The following is an 18284-nucleotide window of genomic DNA, read 5'->3' as shown; positions in this document are numbered from 1 at the left end:
CATGACCGCTGCACGCCTGATCCTGCCCTCCCCGGCCAAGCTCAACCTGATGCTGCACATCCTTGGACGCCGCCCGGACGGTTACCACGAGTTGCAGACTATTTTTCAGTTCCTGGACTACGGCGACGAGATCACCTTTGCCGTGCGCGACGACGGCGTGATTCGCCTGCACACTGAATTCGAAGGCGTCCCCCACGACAGCAACCTGATCGTCAAGGCCGCACGAAAACTCCAGGCGCAATCCGGTTGCGCGCTAGGCATCGATATCTGGATCGAAAAAATCCTGCCCATGGGCGGTGGCATCGGTGGCGGCAGCTCGAATGCCGCGACGACTTTACTGGGCCTCAATCACTTGTGGCAGTTGGACTGGGACATCGATCGCCTCGCGGCGCTGGGCCTTTCGCTGGGCGCCGACGTGCCGGTTTTCGTGCGTGGCCACGCCGCTTTTGCCGAAGGCGTTGGGGAAAAACTCACCCCGGTGGAACCCGAGGAACCCTGGTACGTGGTGCTGGTGCCGCAAGTCTCTGTAAGTACAGCAGAAATTTTTTCAGATCCACTGTTGACACGTAACTCTCCTCCCATTAAAGTGCGCCCCGTTCCCAAGGGAAACAGTCGAAATGACTGCTTACCGGTGGTAGCAAGGCGTTACCCAGATGTACGTAACGCATTGAATTTGTTAGGTAAATTTACCGAAGCAAAACTCACCGGAACTGGAAGTTGTGTGTTTGGGGGCTTCCCAAGCAAAGCTGAAGCTGATAAAGTCTCGGCCCTTCTGACAGAGACCCTTACAGGGTTTGTAGCAAAGGGAAGCAACGTTTCGATGTTGCATCGCAAGCTGCAAGACCTGCTCTAAAAGGAATCGAGTGCTGGGCACTCGCAGCAATAGATACAGGGGCGTCGCCAAGCGGTAAGGCAGCAGGTTTTGATCCTGCCATGCGTTGGTTCGAATCCAGCCGCCCCTGCCATTTTCCTATACTCATCCAGGTATACCCTCAGCCTTCAGGTACTGCGCGTGTCCAAGATGATGGTCTTTACGGGGAACGCTAACCCCGATCTGGCTCGGCGTGTCGTACGTCAGCTGCATATCCCTCTCGGTGACATTTCTGTCGGTAAGTTTTCCGACGGCGAAATCACTGCCGAGATCAATGAAAACGTTCGCGGTAAAGACGTCTTCATTATTCAGCCGACTTGCGCTCCGACCAACGATAACCTGATGGAACTCGTCGTGATGGCTGATGCCTTCCGTCGCTCCTCGGCTACTCGTATCACTGCTGTTATTCCTTACTTTGGTTATGCCCGTCAGGATCGCCGTCCGCGTTCCGCACGTGTGGCAATCAGCGCGAAAGTCGTGGCTGATATGCTGACCGTAGTCGGCATCGACCGTGTTCTCACGGTTGATTTGCATGCTGACCAGATCCAAGGTTTCTTCGATATCCCCGTGGATAACATCTACGGCTCCCCGGTCCTGGTGGATGATATTGAAGATCAGCGCTTCGAAAACCTGATGATCGTGTCCCCGGACATTGGCGGCGTCGTGCGTGCACGGGCTGTTGCCAAATCCCTGGGCGTGGATCTGGGTATCATCGACAAACGCCGTGAGAAAGCCAATCACTCCGAAGTGATGCATATCATCGGCGACGTCGAAGGGCGCACCTGTATCCTGGTCGATGACATGGTCGATACCGCCGGCACCCTGTGCCACGCGGCCAAGGCCCTGAAAGAGCATGGCGCTGCCAAGGTCTTTGCCTACTGCACACACCCTGTGCTGTCGGGTCGAGCGATCGAGAACATTGAAAATTCCGTGCTGGACGAGCTGGTGGTGACCAACACCATCCCGCTGTCCGCTGCAGCACAAGCCTGTGCGCGTATCCGCCAACTGGATATCGCACCGGTAGTTGCCGAAGCGGTTCGCCGCATCAGCAATGAAGAATCGATCAGTGCGATGTTCCGTTAAGGGCCCTGCCCTTTCCAGAAGATCTCGTTGACGAAAAGCGCCCCGCCCCAACACTCATGTTGGGGCGGGGCTTTTTTGCCCATACCGCTTTGGCGTCGGTCGCAGACGTCATTCGGAAATGGCTATTTTGGAGATACAACATGAACGATTTTACTCTGAATGCTGAAGTGCGTTCCGACCTGGGGAAAGGTGCGAGCCGCCGCCTGCGTCGTCTCGCAAGCCTGGTTCCAGCTGTAGTCTACGGTGGCGACAAAGCCCCTGAGTCCATCAGCATGCTGGCCAAAGAAGTTGCCAAACTGCTCGAAAACGAAGCGGCCTACAGCCACATCATCGAGCTGAACGTTGGCGGCACCAAGCAAAACGTCGTGATCAAAGCCCTGCAGCGTCACCCGGCCAAAGGCCACGTGATGCACGCTGACTTCGTCCGCGTTGTTGCCGGTCAGAAGCTGACTGCTGTTGTTCCAGTGCACTTCATCAACGAAGCTGCCCCGGTCAAGAAAGGCGGCGAAATCTCGCACGTGACTTCGGAAATCGAAGTGTCCTGCCTGCCGAAAGACCTGCCTGAATTCATCGAAGTCGACCTGGCTGACGCCGAAGTCGGCACGATCATTCACCTGTCCGACCTCAAGGCCCCTAAAGGCGTTGAGTTTGTTGCTCTGGCACACGGCGATGACAAGGCTGTTGCCAACGTCCACGCTCCACGTGTTGCTCCAGAAGCCACTGAAGAAGGCGCTGCAGAGTAATTTCACTCTGTCGCCGGAGTGACCGGAAACATCGCGGACTGGAACGTAGCGAGACAGCGGGCGAGAACGCGAAGTTTACTTAACGGTAGATCCGCCATTTTCGTCCACTGTCGCAACAACGCCTGATTGCGACATTGTTATCCACACTCCAGGAAGGGCCCCTATCGTGACTGCCATTAAACTGATCGTTGGCTTGGGAAATCCAGGCGCTGAATACGAACAGACCCGGCATAACGCAGGGGCCCTTTTTGTTGAGCGCATCGCGCACGCCCAAGGCGTCAGCCTGGCCGCCGATCGCAAGTATTTCGGCCTGACCGGGCGCTTCTCGCACCAGGGTCAGGATGTTCGCCTGTTGATTCCCACCACCTACATGAACCGCAGCGGCCAGGCCGTGGCGGCATTGGCCGGTTTCTTCCGCATCAAGCCTGAAGAAATCCTGGTGGCCCACGACGAACTCGACCTGCCTCCGGGCGTTGCCAAGCTCAAGCAGGGCGGCGGCCATGGCGGTCACAACGGGTTGCGCGACATCATCGCGCAACTGGGTAATCAGAATACCTTTCACCGCCTGCGGCTCGGCATCGGCCACCCAGGCGTTGCCAGTATGGTTTCTAACTTTGTCCTGGGTCGTGCGCCTCGCGCCGAACAGGAAAAACTCGATGCCAGCATCGACTTTGCCCTCGGCGTGCTGCCGGATATCCTCGCCGGTGAATGGAACCGCGCGATGAAAAACCTGCACAGCCAGAAGGCCTGACACTTATCCGAGGGGAAACACCATGGGATTCAATTGCGGCATCGTCGGCCTGCCTAACGTCGGCAAGTCCACCCTGTTCAACGCCCTGACCAAATCCGGTATCGCGGCCGAGAACTTCCCCTTCTGCACCATCGAGCCGAACAGCGGCATCGTGCCGATGCCCGATCCGCGCCTGGAAGCCTTGGCCGCCATCGTCAACCCCAAGCGCATCCTGCCGACCACTATGGAATTCGTCGACATCGCAGGCTTGGTGGCTGGTGCGTCGAAAGGCGAAGGCTTGGGCAACAAGTTCTTGGCCAACATCCGTGAAACCGATGCCATCGCCCACGTCGTGCGCTGCTTCGAAGACGAGAACGTGATTCACGTCTCCAACAGCGTCGACCCGAAACGCGACATCGAAATCATCGATCTGGAACTGATTTTCGCCGACCTCGACAGCTGTGAAAAACAGCTGCAGAAAGTGGCCCGCAACGCTAAGGGTGGCGACAAGGACGCGGTCGTTCAGAAAGGCCTGCTGGAGCAGTTGATCGCCCACTTCACCGAAGGCAAGCCTGCGCGCAGCCTGATGAAGAACATGAGCACCGACGAGAAGCTGGTGATCAAGGGTTTCCACCTGCTGACCACCAAGCCGGTCATGTACATCGCCAACGTCGCTGAAGACGGTTTCGAGAACAACCCGCACCTGGACGTGGTCAAGGCCATCGCCGAAGAAGAAGGCGCCATGGTCGTGCCGGTCTGCAACAAGATCGAAGCGGAAATCGCCGAGCTGGACGATGGCGAAGAGAAGGACATGTTCCTCGAGGCCCTGGGCCTGGAAGAACCTGGCCTGAACCGCGTGATCCGCGCGGGCTACGAGATGCTCCACTTGCAGACCTACTTCACCGCCGGTGTCGAAGAAGTCCGCGCCTGGACCGTCCGCGTCGGTGCCACCGCGCCGCAAGCCGCTGGCGTGATCCACACTGACTTCGAAAAAGGTTTCATCCGTGCTGAAGTTATCGCCTATGGGGATTTCATTCAGTACAAGGGCGAAGCGGGCGCCAAGGAAGCGGGTAAATGGCGTTTGGAAGGCAAGGAATACATCGTCAAGGATGGCGACGTTATGCATTTCCGCTTCAACGTCTGACGCTTTTTCATATCAGGTCATTGGGGGCGATCAACGTCCTCAGACCCCATCGCGTGGCAGCTACTCGCTGCCACGCGACCGTCTGGAGCTGACGTCAGGTCAATAAATGCCCTGGATCGGCCTCGGGCGCTACCCCGATCAGCCCTATCTCGGCGTCGGGCGCAAAGATCATGTCATCCTCATCAAGGCTTTCTCGCCAATCCCCAGCAAGCGCGACCTGGAATCCGTGGCCTTGTGCGTCCGCTTCCACATCCCTCAGGTAAGTGCGGTACAGTTCGTTGTTGTAAACCATCTCCAGCGTAGTGCCCGTACCGTCTCCGAAGCCGGTATAACCCAGGGCCGATACATCGATCTTGTCGTCAACGGTAAAGCCTTCGATAAGGTCGGCAAAGCTTTGGCTGTCCGTACGATAGCTGTCCTCGGTAGAGAGATAGCGGAACACGTCGGCGTTTTCACGGTTATCTGTCCACAACGAAATGTCGGTTCTATCGCCGCCGTTGAGACGGTCTGCGCCCGCGCCACCGATGATGACATCAGCACCAGCACCGCCGTTGATACGGTCATTGCCATCCAGGCCGTAGATGATTTCCGACAAGGCAGAACCGGTAATCGTATTTTTACCAGACGTCCCCTCGACAGTGGGCGCGGTGAACACCAAGTGTGTGTTGTCCAACTGCCCCGACAAGTCGCCGTCCAAGGTCAGTTCAAACCGTTGCCCGGAGGCATCCGCATCGTAGTTCTTGAGGTAGGTGCGGGTGCCATCTGCGCTCGCCATGACAGCCAAGGTGCCGCCATGGCCATCGCCAATGCCGGTGAAGCCCAGGCCTATCAGGTCGATGCGGTCCTGTGAGACGTCGAAGTCCACGACCCGGTCGCTGTTGTTTTGCGTAGCCGTGCGGAAACTGTCGCTCAGCTCGGTGTAGCGGAAAATGTCAGCGCCAGCGCCGCCCTGCAGAACGTCGCGTCCGCCGTTGCCTTGGAGCACATCATCACCCGCCAAGCCGTGGATGATTTCGCCGGCATCGCCCCCCTGCAGGATTTCTTCGCCGGCGTATCCGTCCACATGAAGCTTGCCGTCCTGGCTGCCGAAGCCGGTATCCACACTGCCATCCGCGTTCAAACGGATGATGCTGAAATCCCCATTGTTCGTGCCCGCGGCGAGGATCTTGCCATCGCCTTGTACCGTCAAAGCGACAGGCGTGTCGGCCTCGAACGTCATCCTACCATCGGAGCCGAAGCTGGTATCGAAGGAGCCATCAGCATTAAGCCGCGCGACAGTAACCAAAGTATCGCCTTCGCCATGGCCCATCACGATGATCTTGCCGTCAGCCTGCACGGTGACGACTGAGTCTTCGCCAAAACCCGTGGCAGCGCTCAGGGAGAGGACACCGTCATCACCGAAACGGGTATCCAGCTGACCGTCGGGGTTGAAGCGCTGCAGGGTGTACGTCGGATCACCAACGCCGGCGGCATTGTATGCAGCCCCGACCACAACACTTCCATCTGCCTGCACCGCAGTAGATATCCCTCCGTTGTAGTAAGCGTCTTCGGGAATCTTGACAGTCAGCACGCCATTGTCGCCAAAACCTTCGACGAAAGTGCCGTCATTGCCGATCCTTGTCACTGTGGCCTGGTCAAATCCACGGGCGCTGATCTGGAATGTGCCATCCGCATTCGCCGTCAGGTCGATGTCCTTGAAGTCATGGCCGATGTCGACCGTAACAGCACCATTTTGGCCAAAGCTGGCATCGCGTGTCCCGTCGCTGTTGAAGCGCTCCACCTGTACGCCGGTGTTCAACGCAACGGCGACTAGCACCTTGCCATCGGGCTGCACCGCCGTCAGCTCGTAGCGCGACGCCGGGGCTATGGCAACAGGTACGATGTCAATGCCACCTTCATGGAAGCTGGTGTCCAGGCTACCATCGGCGTTTAGCCGGACAACGGAATGGTTCTGTTCGTAACCGTAGCTTTCCTCGCCTGGCGCGCCGGGGTATCCCCAAGCCAGGTACTCGGTATAGCCTCCAACCAATATCTTGCCGTCCGGTTGGATAATGATGCTCTGGTTATCATCGAACTGGCCGGTGAGGTCGACCTGGACAGTGCCCGGGCCAGTTATCACGGTATGGGTATTTGCCATCGTGCTATCGCTGGTTGCCATGGGTTAATCCTTTAACGGGTGTTGGATTCGTCACTCTAGTAGAGCAGTAAAGATTTGCACGCCGCCCCAGCGTTGGCATGAGCGGAGTTCGACCAGTGGTTTGTTGAAGCCGACGAGAAGGGACACTTCCGCTTTAACGTCTAACTTGCACGTGGTGTTGCGGGGGATGAGGTGTATATCCGTTATTTAGGTAACGGCTACTTATGGTTCCGCTCTTACAGCGGGTCACTTTCGAAAAGCGCGAAAGTAACCAAAGCGCTTCTGCCCCACCACTCGGTGCCTCGCTAGGGCTCGGCATGCCCTCACTCCGGCATTGCTCCGTGGGCCGCCGCGAAGGGCCATCCATGGCCCAGCGCGGCTATCCCGGCATCCATGCCGGGATGCCCACTCCACAACGCCTGCGTTCGGCCAGCGTGGTTAACGGGGCGCCCGAGATCAACGTCCACCGCGAGGCGGCCTTATAGCCGACCTGGCTCTGGATGGGACCGCGTTTCTCCTGTGGGAGCGGGCTTGCTCGCGAAGACGGTGTGTCAGTTTGCGATGATGTTGGATGGGGCGGCCTCTTCGCGAGCAAGCCCGCTCCCACAGGTTTTGCGGTGCACATGAATCTTGTGTCTGCTGAAGATCAAATGTGGGAGCGGGCTTGCTCGCGAAAGCGGTGGCTCAGTCACATAGATACTGGATACACGGCTCTTGCTTTGCTTTGCTTTGCTTTGGATCTTAATCTTGATCTTGATCTTGATCTTGATCTTGATCTTGATCTTGATCTTGACGCCCCGTTAAACCACGCTGGCCGAACGCAGGCATTGCGCAGTGGGCACCTCGGCATGGATGCCGAGGTAGCCGCGCTGGGCCATGGATGGCCCTTCGCGGCGGCCCACGGAGCAATGCCGGAGTGAGGGCACACCGAGCCTTAGCGAGGTGCCGAGTGGTGGGGCAGAAGCGTTTTGGTTACTTTTGACTGGGCCGGCTTCCGGGCTCTTCAAAAGTGACCCGCTGTAAGAGCGGAACCATAATTAGCCGTTACCTAGATAACGGATATACACACAAGATCATCAACAACACGAAAAAAAGCCCCGAAAGTCACCGGCCTTTGAAAATCACACCACTCATATACTGATTCAAATCGCGAAACTCCCTAACCCCCCAATCAAACGGCACCAACTTCACACCATTCTCTTTCAACGTCCTGGGAATCAAGCCCCCATTGGGCCGAAGTATTACCGACGACACAATAACCCCCGGATAAACCCTCAAGCGTTCCTTGAAAGCCGCAGTCGTAAGATCAGGCGTAGGAGGATTGCTCTTATGAGCCAAAGGCCCCGTCCCCTTGAGGTCCACCCCATGGCACATCACACATCGCTGCAAATAGATATTTTTCCCATTGGCATTATCCGCAAAGGACAGCGATGTTTGAATCAGCGACAAAATCCCTAGTGAAGCAATGACTGACATTCTCACTAGAACAGATAACCCATATAGATCGCCGCACCACCACCGGCCTGCAACCCAGCATTCACACCCGCCATGACCACCGCCCCCTTGGCCGAGCGCGCCAGTTGCCGGTTGACCGTGGTCGCCGCAATGAGCGAAGTCGCCGGGTTGGCGCTCAAGGCCACCGATAACGCCAGCAACTTGGGGTCGAGCCCGAACAGCAGGGCCGTGGCCGAACCGCCGACCACCAGGCCCACGCCCACTTCGGTATACATGCAAGGACCCGTGATGTCGTCGCTGGTCAGGTCGCGATTGACCAAGGCGTCGCTGACAAACACCTTGCCGGTGCTGGGAAACGCCTCCGCCGCACCGGCCGCAGCCACACCCTTACCCTTGATCTGGATATTGATCTTGCCGAAGCGCGGCAGCCTTGCGCCAAACCCGACACCCACGCCAACACCGCCATAACGGTAGCTGACGTCCTCGCCCTGGGGCGAACGCAGGATAATCGAGCCGCCGCTGCCGGCCACCATGACCACGGTCAGGCCGCCGCCGCTGGCGGTCTGGTACTGCCAGCGACTTTCATTGACCGGGAGAGGGATGTTGGAGCTCATACGTTCAAAGTCCTTTATGTGAATGAGCCGCACCGCGGCCGCGTTGACGGAAAGCTTTTAGCAAGCCGACAAGGGTGAATACCAAACCGATCAACCCCAACACCCCGGAGGTGCCCCACAGTGCGGCCGGAGCATCGACGATGGCGCTGCCAGCCGGCTGCTCGGGCAAGTAATGCACGCGCACCGGCTGGTCTTTCTGATAACCGAAGATGAAACCGCCCTGGGGGTAGGAGATTTTTTCACCGTTGACGGTGGTGAAGGCGATTTCAGGATGCGAACCACCGGCATTCAAATGGCTGACGATGCCATCGGCGGTCTGTGCCCGGGCGAGAAAGTCGCGACGGTCGAGGGTGAGGTTGACGGCAATGCCCAACAAGCCAACGCCAATCAGCGCAAAAAGCAGGCCCAGCAGTATCGTCCCTATGCGTGACGGGGTGTCGTTAGCCATAGCTTGTCCCGGTATTCATCCATGAAAGAAGGCGGTGAGAATAACAAAAAGCCAGGCTATGGCGTATCACTGGATTTGAATACAGGGCTACGGTGTCGGGTCAGCTTGAAATGATGCTGGAGATACCGACGCCTTCGCGAGCAAGCGCGTGAACACCACTGAACGTGTGGGAGCGAGCTTGCTCGCGATAGCGGCGGCTCAACTCACATAGATGTTCAAACCTCTCGCCCCTCTCAAGCCTTCCGGGCCCTCGGCAAGAAAATCGCCAACACCCCGAGCAACGGCAGGAACGAGCACAGCCAGTACACATACTCGATACCACGGATGTCCGCCAGGTGCCCCAGCAACGCGGCGCCAATCCCGCCGAAACCAAACATCAGCCCGAAGAACACGCCGGCGATCATCCCGACATTGCCCGGCACCAGTTCCTGGGCGTACACAACGATGGCGGAGAACGCCGAGGCCAGGACGAAACCGATGACCATGCTGAGGATGCTGGTCCACAGCAGGTCGACGTGGGGCAGGATCAGGGTGAACGGTGCCACGCCGAGGATCGAGAACCAGATCACCGCCTTGCGCCCGATCCTGTCGCCAATCGGCCCGCCAAAAAAGGTCCCCGCCGCCACCGCGCCGAGAAACAGGAACAGGTGCAACTGCGAAGAGGCCACCGAGAGGTCGAACTTCTCGATCAGGTAGAACGTGAAGTAGCTGGTAAAACTGGCCATGTAGAAATATTTGGAAAACACCAACAGCCCCAGCACCACCAGCGCACTCAAGACCCGGCCCTTGGACAGGCCATGAGTGGCCGCCTGGCCTTGCTTGAGCTTGAACAGGTTCAAGTGGTTGGCGTACCAGCGACTGATGCGGTACAGCACGTACAACGCAAACAGTGCGAACAACCCGAACCACGCAACATTACCTTGCCCATAGGGAATGATGATCGCCGCCGCCAGCAGCGGGCCGAACGCTGAGCCGGCGTTACCGCCCACTTGGAACGTCGATTGCGCCAGCCCGTAGCGGCCTCCCGAGGCCAGTCGCGCGACCCGCGACGCTTCCGGGTGGAAGGTCGACGAGCCAATGCCGATCAACGCAGCCGCCAACAGGATCAGGGCAAAACTGCCGACCATGGACATCATCACAATGCCGATCAGCGTGCACACCATCCCGGCCGGCAACAGCCACGGCTTGGGGTGCCGGTCGGTGTGATAGCCGACCCATGGCTGCAACAACGATGCGGTCAACTGGAACGTCAGGGTGATCAGGCCAACTTGGGTGAAGGTCAGGCCATAGCTGTCCTTGAGCATTGGATAGATCGACGGCAGCACCGCCTGGATCAAGTCATTGATCAAGTGCGCCAGCGCCACGGCGCCGATGATGCGCATGACCAACGGGCTGCTTTGCGCCGGAGCGGCAACGGCCGAGGTGTCGGCCTGGGTATTGCTGATAGCCATGGAGGTTTCCATACGACAGAGGGTGCACACGGGCAGGTGCGTCAATGTGCCATTTTTCGGTGCGACAAGGCTATCCCCTTAGCTAGCTATCGACCTTGAAAAATTGTCGAAATCCAAGGTGATAGCCCAACGCCATGGTCTGAATCTTGCCTTGTTAATGAGCTATAACGCGGCTCCTTACAAAGGGGACCGAGAATGGGAAGTTTCGCTACAGAGCTGGCCTACCGAGCCAATTTGGACAAACTTTCGAAGCCTTTTAAAAGGGCACCCGTTTTAGCACTGTGTAGAAACGCACAAAAACAGTGCAGGGGTGTTCAGGGGAGTATGGGCATGCAGGCTTTTCTATCACCAGGCATCAGGTTGTTGGGGCGTTTCGGATTCGCCCGCAAATTCCAATTACTGTTCCTGCTTTTTATCCTGCCGCTCATGGGCAGCCTGTGGCTCATCGGCCAGGATTATCGCGACAAACTCAGCCTGATTTCCGGGGAACGCGCCGGGGTACGCCAATTGCTGGCCCTGGATAACCTCGACAACCTGCTCACCGCCCAGCGCAACCGCGCCGCCCGGTGGCGTGCCACCGAGACCAATCGGCAGCCAACACCCGCGACGCTGGCCGCCATGGCGGCGTACGATGCAGTGCAACCGGCCCTCAACCAGGCCGCCAGTGACCTGGCCAATACCCTGCAAACCGAAGGGGCCGAAGCCGATACCCTCGCCCGCTACCAAATCCTGCAAACCAGCCTCAACGGCCTGGATTCGAAAAGCCTGGGCAGCGTGGGTTGGTGGCCGGATGGCTACGACCGCTTCACCGCGGCCCTTAGCGCCCTGCAGGCGTTGCGCGAACAGATGGTCATGGACAACCGCCTGACCCTCGCCTCCTGGCTGGAGACTTATCTGCTGACCCAGATTTCCACCCAGCAGACGCCGGACCTGATCGAACGGGTCGGCCGCCTCGCCAGCGTCGGCCAGGCCTCCGTCGTATCGGGCCAGTTCACCTTGCAGAGCCGCCTGCAACTGCGTGACCTGCGCAGCCGTATCGGCGACGCCCGGGATCAACTGGTCAAGACCGGAACATTGCTGGAAACCCGCCTGCCCAGCGATCTGCAGACTTGGGCCGGCCAATTCCAAGGTAGCCTCAAACATTTGGATGCCGGCCTCAAAGTGCTGGATGACGGCGTGTTCGGCGGCGCCATCAACCTGAAGCCGGAAGACTTCGAAAAACACATGGACGCCCTCCTCGCCGACCTGGCGACCCTGCGGCAACAATCGCTGGTGGCGTTGGATACGCGACTGGACCACTACCATGGCTCGGCGATTCGCCAGTTCATCCTGGTCGCGATGGTCCTCGGCTGCCTGCTGCTGGCCGCGCTGTATCTTTTTGTCTGCCTGCAAGCGTCGATCCGGCGTAGCGCCAGCGGTATCACCCTACTGGCCGAGGCTCTGCGCGACGGTAATCTCAGCCTGCAAGTGCCGGTGCAAGGGCGCGATGAACTGGCGGCCATCAGCACCGCCCTCAACGTCGCCGTGGTGCAGTTGCGCAACAGCCTGCTGGGTGTGGATCACGAGACGTTGCAGTTGAGCAACGCCGTGCGCACCCTCAATACACACTCCAGCGGCGCCCTGGGAGAGGTCGAGGCCCAGCAAATGCAAATCAGCCAGATCGCCGCCGCCGCGACGCAACTGGCCGCCACCTCCCAAGGTGTGGCAAAGAGCTGTGAACAAGCTTCCGACAGCGCCCAGCAGACCCGGCGCATCGCCGCCGACAGCAGCCGCGACAGCCAGCGCACCACAGCGAGCATCCAGCAGCTCAACCAGCGACTCAACGAAACCGCCGCCGCACTGGGGCGGGTCAGCGAACAAGGGCAACAGATCCAACTGGTGGTCGATACCATTCGTGGCGTCGCCGAGCAGACCAATCTCCTGGCCCTCAACGCCGCCATCGAAGCGGCTCGCGCCGGCGAACAGGGCCGTGGTTTCGCGGTGGTCGCCGATGAGGTGCGCAGCCTGTCGCAACGCACCCAGTCCTCCACGCAACAGATTGCCGGCACCGTCGACAGCCTGCGCGCCACGGTCAACGAAGCCGTCAGCCTGATGGAGGCCGCCTGCGGCCAAGCCCAGACCGACGCCCAAGCCGTCACCGGCCTCGGCGAACGGCTGGGCGAAATTGCCAACGCCGTGCAAAGCGTCACCGACACCCTGGCGCAAATCGCCACCGCCGTGGATGAACAAGCCAGCACCGCCGACGAAGTCAGCGGCAACATCCAGCAGGTCGACCAGGCGGCCATGCGCCTGCTCGAAGGCGCACGGGCCGTGAATGTGGCGGCCGATACCTTGAGCCAGGGAAGCCAGGCCTTGAGTGCCAACACAGGGAGATTTCAGCTCGGCTGACAGGGATTTGCAGCGACGATTGTTAAGCGGTTGAAAGCGCAGAGAAATATTTCAGATTTACGCTTGACACATCTTCGTTACCGGCGAATAATGCGCGCCACTTGGCTACATAGCTCAGTTGGTTAGAGCATAGCATTCATAATGCTGGGGTCCGGGGTTCAAGTCCCTGTGTAGCCACCAAGTCCTGTTCAAAGACGTTCCTGAATGTCTTTGAACAACAAGAAGCCCGCCTAGTGCGGGCTTTCTTGTGTCTGGCCCTCCAGATCTTCACCTCACCTGCTCTGTTTACCAGAGCAGGCCCAGCAGCGACGCCTTCACAGCAGCGGCAATCTTGTTCTGACAATCGAGCTTCTTGATCGAGTGATCAATATGGAAGTTCACGGTGCGTTGCGAAATGCCAAGAATCACCGCTATGTCATCCGAACTCTTGCCATCGGCCGTCCACTGGAGGATTTCCCTCTCTCGCTGCGACAACTGAGTTTGAGTCTGCTCCTGGGGAGAATTTGCGCGATGAATAAGACGCCCCATCCCCATGTGAGTGATGTGGCCTAACCACCACAGCGCCGCCTGCTTCTTTTTGAGTTCGCAGGGAGTGATGGTTTCACCGGATCGAGCAAACGTCACCAGCCCCTGCGATTTACAATCGGCAAGAGCCTGCCCCCACCCATCAGTCAGGCCATGACTCTGTGCGTCATCCCAGAATTCCGGCTCCTGTGTTTTCAGACACTCATCCCAAACGACAGGCTGCTGGCTTTTAAGGCATTTCGCGACATAGGGATCTATTTCCAGATAGCGCTTCGAAGCATAGGTACTCTTCCAGGCATCTGAATAATTACTAACGAGGAACAAACGTTGGCGGGTGAGCGGGAAGCGCTGGCGCGAGCCGTAAGCGACATACTCGAAACCCAGTTGATGGGAGACTGTGACTATTTTTTCAAATAACTGCGCAACACTGGACGCCCGCATGGCGTCGTCTAAAAGCTCGGCATAACAATCCGTCATCAGCCCCCCCTCTCCTTGGGTAATACTCATTGGCTTTGCAATGTTATCGGTTTTATAAACATTCGAACAGCTGTCAACTTTACGAGTTGCCGCTCCCATCGGACTGAGCTCTAATCCGCGCCGCTTCAGCTAGGGCAAGGACGACCGATGCAATACGTATATGGATGCTTCAAGACCATGGCGCCTCTCCAACTGCGCCGACTCGCACGCTATCGGTACGAGGTGTTCGTCGAACGCCTGGGCTGGCAATTGCAGACGACAGCCCGTTGTGAACTCGATCAGTTCGATCACGAAGGTGCTCACTACATCATGGCGGAACAGCCTGACGGCACGATCAAAGGCTGTGCCCGGCTCTTGCCGACTGTCTCCCCGTACCTGCTCAGCGAAGTCTTCTCCCCCCTGCTCGGCAAGCATGCGGCTCCCGCCCGAGCAGACGTCTGGGAGTTGTCACGGTTTGCCGCGCTGGACCTCGTCGACCCCGCCAACGACAAGCAAATGGGCGATGAATGTGCCATTGACCTTCTGAAGGCCACCATGCGCTACGCCAAGAGCTTCGGCGCGACGCGCCTCATCTCGGTGTCACCTATCGGCGTGGGACGACTGCTCAAACGCGGTGGCATTCGTTTCGAAATGATGGCTGAACCCAAAGTCCTCAATGATCGAACTCTGGTCGCTTGCAGCATGGCCGTTTAACTGTTCTTAACTCTCGAGATTCTCAATGAAAACCCTGGTAATTATTGCTCACCCTGATCTTGCTAGATCGCGCGTCAACGCCACGTGGAAAACCGCGCTGCTGACGCGAACCCCATTTCAGGTGAAGGACCTGGCCGAACAATATCCCGATGCTGTATTCGATATTGGCCGCGAACAAGCAGACCTGATCGAATGTGAACGGATTATTTTGCAATTCCCACTGTTCTGGTACTCGTGCCCTGCGTTGTTGAAAAAATGGATCGATGATGTCTTCACCCCCGGGTTCGCTTATGCTCGCGGGGGCGACAAACTCAAGGACAAGGAGTTGATGCTGTGTATTTCGGTGGGTGCTCCGGAAGATGGCTACCGTGCAACCGGCTTCAATAACTTCACGCTCGATGAGTTGCTGCGTCCATTCCAGCAGACCGCAAATTACGTCAAGGCTCGACTGGTCACGCCTTTTGTCTTCTATGAGTCGGTGTTTGCCAGCGATGCGCAAATCGACCAATGCACCGAGGACATGCTGGCTCACGTGACGCAAACCTGCGAACCGCCGAGCGTCGTCTATGAAAAGCTGTTGCTCAGCGCCGAAGCCATGAGCGTGGCCCTGATTTCATGAAGCATGGCGCAGCGAGTGGAGCTTTCCAGGCCACCAAAACCTTGCCCCATAAGGACAGCCTCTGCCGCCATCGTTTCGACAATGCATTCTATGCAGATTGCTTTAGCCGACAGACCGCCAGCGCGCCGTTTGACAGTGCGCTGTCCTGCTACCTGTCGATGACGGCGAAAGCCCCCGGCTGGGTAAATGGATTGTTGAGGTTGCGGGATCGAATGGTGGTCCCTTTAGGGATGAACCCGACTCACGGTTTTCGGGCGCAAGAGCTTGATTCGCCCATTGTGACGAAAGGTGACCGTCTGGATTTCTTCACCGTTGTGTCCATCAGTCCGCGAGAGCTTGAGCTCCAATTGGATGACCGCCATTTCACCGTATCGATCTCGATCTATCTGTCAGCGCATCCGCCGGCACAGAGGCTCTACATTACATCCATAGTGAACCCCGTTTCGCGCGTGGGGAAAGTCTACGTAAGTTTGATCACGCCCTTCCATCGGGCGGTTGTGAAGACCTTGCTCAACCGCTTGGGTTGACGCCAGCCAGCATAAGGACACGTATGAAGTTGTTAAACCACACCGATCGGTGGGTATCTGCCTGGGCGGGATTTATCCAACGATGGCCGAAATCAGCCATGACGGCTTGCCTATTGTTGACAATAAGCTTTGCCTTCGGCCTGGCTCAAATCAAGATAGCCACTAACTACAAAGTCTATTTTTCGGCGCATAACCCTGAAGTCCTGGCGTATGAAAACTTCCAATCAACTTATACAAAAGGCGATAACTTCTTTTTCGTCCTGATGCCAAAAGAAGGCAACATCTTCGCCAACAGGCCCTTGCAGCTCGCCGCCGAGCTGACCGAGCAAGCCTGGCAACTGCCCTACTCCACCCGAGTCGATTCGCTGACCAACTTTCAGCATAGTCGTGCCACCGGCGACGATCTGGAGGTTTCCAATCTGGTGAGCCAAGCCGGATCGTTGAGTGATTCACAACTGGCAGATCTGCGGACCGTGGCGATGGCCGAACCACTCCTTAGCGGCTTGCTGGTGAGTCAGGACGCCGGTGCGATGGCCATCAACGTGTCGCTTAAATATCCGGAACTCTCGCTTGATGAGGTCCCGCAGGCAGCCGCTGCGGCCAGAGCGATGGTTGAAAGACTCGGCGCTCGCTACCCCGACATAGACATCCTGGTGTCCGGCACTTCGATGCTCAATAACGCGTTTGCCGAAGCGGGCCTGTACGATTTACTTCACTTGACCCCTGCGATGTATTTGCTGCTCTTCGTTGCCATGTGGGTAATGAACAGATCCTTTATCCAGGCGGCGATGGTCATGAGCCTGGTGCTTTGCTCTTCGATCATTGCCATGGGTTATGCAGGATTTGCCGGAATCCTGATGTCCCCTATCTCGTTTTCCGCCCCCGTTATCGTGGCGACCATCTCCGTGGCCAACGCCAACCACTTACTGCTCGCGGCAAAAAACAATTTTTCCCGTGGCATGCAACTCAACGCCGCGATCCACAAAGCATTGGTCGATAACTTCTTTGCGATCACCGTAACAGCGCTTTCAACATTGCTGGGTTTTCTGGCCGTCAACTCATCGGAGTCGCCGCCGCTGCAACATTTGGGTCAGATCACGGCCGTTGGCATTGCCGCGGCCTGGGTGTTGTCGTTGACCTTGCTGCCGTCGCTCATGCGATGGGCCGGACTGACAGGAACGTCTGCGCAACTGGAAGGCACACCGCGGGTCGAGCGCGTAGCCGATGCGATCATTCGCCATCGCAAGAAGATCTGCGCGACGGTCCTGGTGTCGCTTTGCCTGCTGGCCGTCTGCATGTCTCAACTGCGCTTGAGCGATGACTGGTTCAAGTACGTCGAGCAAGGTAACAGCTTCCGCCAGCAGTCTGATCGGATCATGAAGCAGTTCGGCTTGTCGCCTGTCGAGTTTTCAATACCGGCCAATGGCACAGCGAGCATCAGCGACCCGACCTACCTGCAAAACCTCGATGAGTTCGTCACCTACTTGCGCGCCCAACCCCACGTCAGCCATGTCTATGCCGTCGCTGATGTGTTCAAGAGGCTCAACAAGAACATGAACGGTGACATGCAGGAAGCGTTGCGCCTGCCGACCGATAGCGAAACCGCGGCGCAGTTTCTGTTGCTGTATGAAATGTCCTTGCCTTATGGCCTGGATCTGAACGATCGCATCAATATCGACAAAACCGCCTCGCGGGTCACGGTCATGCTGGGCGATGTCACAACGGAACAGTCCCGAGCCTTCATCGAAAACGCTGAAAACTGGCTCAAGACCCATCACCCTTCTATGGCGAGTTCCGCTACCGGCTCCACCGTCATGGTTTCAATGATTGCCCAGCGCAACCTGGACAGCCTCGCGTCCAGCACGGTACTGGCTGTGCTGGCCATTTCCGTGGCCATTGCACTGCTGCTTCGCAGCCCGCTGATGGGGTTGATGTGCCTCGTATCCACAACGTTGCCCATCATGGCCGCTTTTGGCGTCTGGGCGCTGGTTGAAGGGACGGTAGGCTTCTCCATCGCAGCGGTCGCTTCAATTTCCATCGGGATCATTGTCGACGATACCGTCCACTTCCTCACCAAGTACACGCGGACGAAAGGCACCTACGGCTGCAGCAATGCCGAAGCGGCCAGACAGGCGTTCATTGCTGTGGGTCCGGCAATCATGGCCAATACAGCGGTCCTGATGCTGGGCTTCCTATCGCTGTTCTTTTCCACCTTCAAGCTCAACGTCGACATGGGGATGCTGACGTTCCTGGCCATTGGCCTGTCAATGGTGTCCACGTTTTTCTTCGTCACGCCCCTGCTCGCCATGCAGGGCCGTCAACAGTCCGTTCCCGAGGTATATGAACTTGCTTAAGCACTCACTCCCCTTCGCCCTGACG

17 protein-coding genes and 2 tRNA genes are annotated in these 18284 nt (G+C 57.8%); 13 read left to right on the top strand and 6 right to left on the bottom strand.

Going from position 1 to position 18284, the window contains the following annotated elements; genetic code table 11:
- Position 1 precedes the first annotated feature (1 nt).
- From ispE to ychF, 6 genes are all read left to right on the top strand, one after another.
- Complete coding sequence (gene ispE, locus J3361_RS21660; protein WP_207966249.1) at positions 2 to 853, top strand: 4-(cytidine 5'-diphospho)-2-C-methyl-D-erythritol kinase; 852 nt, start codon at positions 2 to 4, stop codon at positions 851 to 853.
- Between the two features lie 37 nt (positions 854 to 890).
- Positions 891 to 965: transfer RNA gene (locus J3361_RS21655), tRNA-Gln, on the top strand.
- 47 nt (positions 966 to 1012) lie between these two features.
- Positions 1013 to 1954: a ribose-phosphate pyrophosphokinase gene (locus J3361_RS21650; protein WP_003171603.1), complete on the top strand. Its 942-nt coding sequence runs from the start codon at positions 1013 to 1015 to the stop codon at positions 1952 to 1954.
- A gap of 140 nt (positions 1955 to 2094) precedes the next feature.
- Entirely contained in the window at positions 2095 to 2697 is a 603-nt protein-coding gene (locus J3361_RS21645; protein ID WP_207966248.1) for a 50S ribosomal protein L25/general stress protein Ctc, read from the top strand.
- A gap of 166 nt (positions 2698 to 2863) precedes the next feature.
- Positions 2864 to 3448, top strand: coding sequence for an aminoacyl-tRNA hydrolase (pth, locus tag J3361_RS21640; RefSeq protein ID WP_003185374.1), 585 nt, complete (start codon positions 2864 to 2866; stop codon positions 3446 to 3448).
- A gap of 22 nt (positions 3449 to 3470) precedes the next feature.
- Entirely contained in the window at positions 3471 to 4571 is a 1101-nt protein-coding gene (gene ychF, locus J3361_RS21635) for a redox-regulated ATPase YchF (protein ID WP_207966247.1), read from the top strand.
- A 94-nt stretch (positions 4572 to 4665) separates the two neighbouring features.
- On the opposite strand, the gene J3361_RS21630 is transcribed toward ychF, so the two are convergent.
- The gene (locus J3361_RS21630) at positions 4666 to 6729 is read right to left on the bottom strand and encodes a calcium-binding protein (protein ID WP_207966246.1); all 2064 of its coding nucleotides are present in this window, start codon (positions 6727 to 6729) and stop codon (positions 4666 to 4668) included.
- 296 nt (positions 6730 to 7025) lie between these two features.
- Here J3361_RS21630 and J3361_RS21625 point away from each other — a divergent pair, with 296 nt between their 5' ends.
- Positions 7026 to 7193 carry a nucleoid-structuring protein H-NS gene (locus J3361_RS21625; protein ID WP_207966273.1) on the top strand — a complete coding sequence of 56 codons (168 nt, stop codon included), beginning with the start codon at positions 7026 to 7028 and terminating at the stop codon, positions 7191 to 7193.
- A gap of 619 nt (positions 7194 to 7812) precedes the next feature.
- On the opposite strand, the gene J3361_RS29575 is transcribed toward J3361_RS21625, so the two are convergent.
- From J3361_RS29575 to J3361_RS21610, 4 genes are all read right to left on the bottom strand, one after another.
- The gene (locus tag J3361_RS29575) at positions 7813 to 8184 is read right to left on the bottom strand and encodes a c-type cytochrome (RefSeq protein WP_243458972.1); all 372 of its coding nucleotides are present in this window, start codon (positions 8182 to 8184) and stop codon (positions 7813 to 7815) included.
- A 5-nt stretch (positions 8185 to 8189) separates the two neighbouring features.
- Positions 8190 to 8777, bottom strand: a complete 588-nt coding sequence (locus tag J3361_RS21620) for a hypothetical protein (protein WP_207966245.1) — start codon at positions 8775 to 8777, stop codon at positions 8190 to 8192.
- A 4-nt stretch (positions 8778 to 8781) separates the two neighbouring features.
- Positions 8782 to 9225, bottom strand: coding sequence for a DUF3592 domain-containing protein (locus tag J3361_RS21615; RefSeq protein ID WP_207966244.1), 444 nt, complete (start codon positions 9223 to 9225; stop codon positions 8782 to 8784).
- Positions 9226 to 9458: 233 nt separating this feature from the next.
- Positions 9459 to 10676, bottom strand: coding sequence for an MFS transporter (locus J3361_RS21610; RefSeq protein ID WP_207966243.1), 1218 nt, complete (start codon positions 10674 to 10676; stop codon positions 9459 to 9461).
- A 330-nt stretch (positions 10677 to 11006) separates the two neighbouring features.
- Between J3361_RS21610 and J3361_RS21605 the strand changes: the two genes are divergently transcribed.
- The gene (locus J3361_RS21605) at positions 11007 to 13064 is read left to right on the top strand and encodes a methyl-accepting chemotaxis protein (protein WP_207966242.1); all 2058 of its coding nucleotides are present in this window, start codon (positions 11007 to 11009) and stop codon (positions 13062 to 13064) included.
- 103 nt (positions 13065 to 13167) lie between these two features.
- A tRNA-Met gene (locus tag J3361_RS21600) sits at positions 13168 to 13244 on the top strand.
- Between the two features lie 105 nt (positions 13245 to 13349).
- On the opposite strand, the gene J3361_RS21595 is transcribed toward J3361_RS21600, so the two are convergent.
- Entirely contained in the window at positions 13350 to 14096 is a 747-nt protein-coding gene (locus J3361_RS21595) for an autoinducer binding domain-containing protein (protein ID WP_243458971.1), read from the bottom strand.
- Positions 14097 to 14213: 117 nt separating this feature from the next.
- Here J3361_RS21595 and J3361_RS21590 point away from each other — a divergent pair, with 117 nt between their 5' ends.
- From J3361_RS21590 to J3361_RS21575, 4 genes are read left to right on the top strand one after another with little or no spacing between them, the layout of a single operon-like run.
- On the top strand, positions 14214 to 14759 hold the full coding sequence (locus J3361_RS21590) for an acyl-homoserine-lactone synthase (protein ID WP_207966241.1): 546 nt from the start codon (positions 14214 to 14216) through the stop codon (positions 14757 to 14759).
- 25 nt (positions 14760 to 14784) lie between these two features.
- Positions 14785 to 15378, top strand: coding sequence for an NAD(P)H-dependent oxidoreductase (locus tag J3361_RS21585; protein WP_207966240.1), 594 nt, complete (start codon positions 14785 to 14787; stop codon positions 15376 to 15378).
- Positions 15375 to 15905, top strand: a complete 531-nt coding sequence (locus J3361_RS21580) for a DUF2867 domain-containing protein (RefSeq protein WP_207966239.1) — start codon at positions 15375 to 15377, stop codon at positions 15903 to 15905. The genes J3361_RS21585 and J3361_RS21580 overlap by 4 nt, the downstream gene beginning before the upstream one ends.
- 23 nt (positions 15906 to 15928) lie before the next feature.
- The gene (locus J3361_RS21575) at positions 15929 to 18259 is read left to right on the top strand and encodes an MMPL family transporter (RefSeq protein ID WP_207966238.1); all 2331 of its coding nucleotides are present in this window, start codon (positions 15929 to 15931) and stop codon (positions 18257 to 18259) included.
- Positions 18260 to 18284: the final 25 nt, after the last annotated feature.

Source organism: Pseudomonas sp. OA65 (genome assembly GCF_017498305.1).
Lineage (GTDB): Bacteria > Pseudomonadota > Gammaproteobacteria > Pseudomonadales > Pseudomonadaceae > Aquipseudomonas > Aquipseudomonas zanjanensis.
The sequence above is the reverse complement of the archived record's forward strand: the minus strand, read 5'-3'. Positions and strand labels throughout refer to the sequence as shown.